At 28.8% G+C, this 1944-nt stretch carries 2 protein-coding genes; both read right to left on the bottom strand.

What is annotated here, in order from left to right; genetic code table 11:
• Positions 1-265: 265 nt before the first annotated feature.
• Positions 266-1414 carry a hypothetical protein gene (locus V6U76_RS05175; protein WP_333024071.1) on the bottom strand — a complete coding sequence of 383 codons (1149 nt, stop codon included), beginning with the start codon at positions 1412-1414 and terminating at the stop codon, positions 266-268.
• 50 nt (positions 1415-1464) lie between these two features.
• A partial coding sequence (locus tag V6U76_RS05170) for a GNAT family N-acetyltransferase (protein WP_333024069.1) occupies positions 1465-1944 on the bottom strand: 480 nt, incomplete at its 5' end.

Below are 1944 nucleotides of genomic sequence, written 5' to 3'. Positions count from 1 at the left end.
GTTTTGCTTTGAGGTTCAATTTGATAGCTGGAATTCACAACCTGGATATGAGTTATGCAAGAGGTCTATTTCTGATATCTTCAATGTATGCTTCTAGTATTCTTTACCTATATATTCAATATCTTGTTATATCTTTGAGAAAATCTTTTTGATTAATCACATCTTATCAGCTTTTTAGGCAGTGCCTACAACCTTGGATTACACATATAGCATCGCTATATGTGTCCATACCTCAAAGAGCGAGAGAATTTCGGAAAAGCTAAAACTATTTTTTATACTCTTCATAGCAGAAAAGTAAACCATTAGGGACATAAGGCATTATCAGCACTCTGAATATTTTTCCATTAGTTAAATGTAATAGTTTATTATAAGGTTCAAGCAGCGTTGTAAATAATGTATGTCCCTGTGCTTTAAGTAAAAGAAAATCTTCTTTTGTGATAAGTTTTATATGTTCAAAAAGATAAGATATTGTTTCATGATAAGTTGGATAAGATGTTAAAAAAGATAAATCAACATGAAAAGTTTGAGTAAAAGCATTATTATAAAATTTGAGTTTCTGGTTTCTACCGTATATAACAATAGGAACATGTAACCATTCGATTAGGTTCTTTTGTGTAATTAGGTAATAATCTATTTTTTTTTGTAAACTTTCTGTGTAAGTGACATCTTCTCCATGTATAATTATTTCTTTGCTTGGTAGTGGAATTTTGATAAAATGATAAGTTTTGCATTCATTTCTAGTAAGAACACGTTTGATTTCTCCAGTTAATTGTGGATTGTGCCTTTTTAAGGTACTATTATGTACTTCTATTTTCTGTGCATTTTTTATATATTGATCATAAAACGAATTATAAAATGTTACTTTGTTAAGGTGATTTTCCTTCCATATTGGGCATGACAATACATTAAATATATTTTTGTAACACTTTATTTCTTCTATATATTTTGCATTTCTTAATTCATAATCATTGATTTTTATCATATGATCCGAGATGTTGCGAACCCATATTAAAGCACCAATAATATTGTTGAAGTTATCTATTATACTTCTCCCATAGCATATACAATATATTTCACTATCTTTTGCTTTTAAGTTCATAATAAATGACTTATTTATTTGTCTTGCCTCAGAAAAATTCCTGCTTAAATCCTCTGACTCACAAAAAAAATTTACGAACTCGTTAAACGAATAAAAAACTGTGTTAAGAGAAGTAAGGAAACTAGAAGAAAATATTTCTATGCGTTTTTTTTCATCCCATACGTAGAATCCGTCATCAATGGTATCAATTAGATTGCTGATAATGATATTTTGATGTTGCAAGTCTTTTATCTTATTACTGACTTGTGCTTTTGAATATGAAGTAAAAAACAATAATAAAGACAGTACCAGGATCACTTCGTATAAAAAAAACATACAATTCTAAAATCAACTTGCATTATAATATTTAAGCTAGTAAATAAAAATTACGTTAAAAGGCTAGATAAATAAATGTTACCTAACATCCTAAAACCTAACCTCTTATATAATGAAACAGATGCTTGCATACAATGTGCTACAACATACTTGCATTTAAGAGCCTGAGCCATTTTTATCCTCTCTATTACCATTTGAGTTCCTATTCTCTGATTTCTATATTCAGGCATAATGCCATCACTATAAAATCCAACCACATCATCTTTAGTATACATACCACATGTTCCAATAACATTGTCATTTAACTTTACAAGAAAAAACTTCAAACCACACTCGCCAGAATTATTACTATTAGATAATCCACGTAGAAATGTACTCACAATACCAATATCATGATGAAAAATCTTGGAAGTATACGAATCAAACTCCAACAAATGATCATGACTGTTTACAATATTAAATTTAAGACCTGGTATAACATTATTTGGTAGTAAATAGTTTTTCAGTATAAGGATAGCTTTTTTTGGGCT

The organism is Wolbachia endosymbiont of Pentidionis agamae, assembly GCF_036711655.1.
Lineage (GTDB): Bacteria > Pseudomonadota > Alphaproteobacteria > Rickettsiales > Anaplasmataceae > JAZHPY01.
Note: the sequence above shows the minus strand (reverse complement) of the source record. Positions and strands in the feature narration are given on the sequence as shown.

Excerpts from the sequence above, each read along its gene's own strand:
- V6U76_RS05175 (WP_333024071.1), bottom strand. The coding sequence starts at position 1,414 with ATGTTTTTTTTATACGAAGTGATCCTGGTACTGTCTTTATTATTGTTT.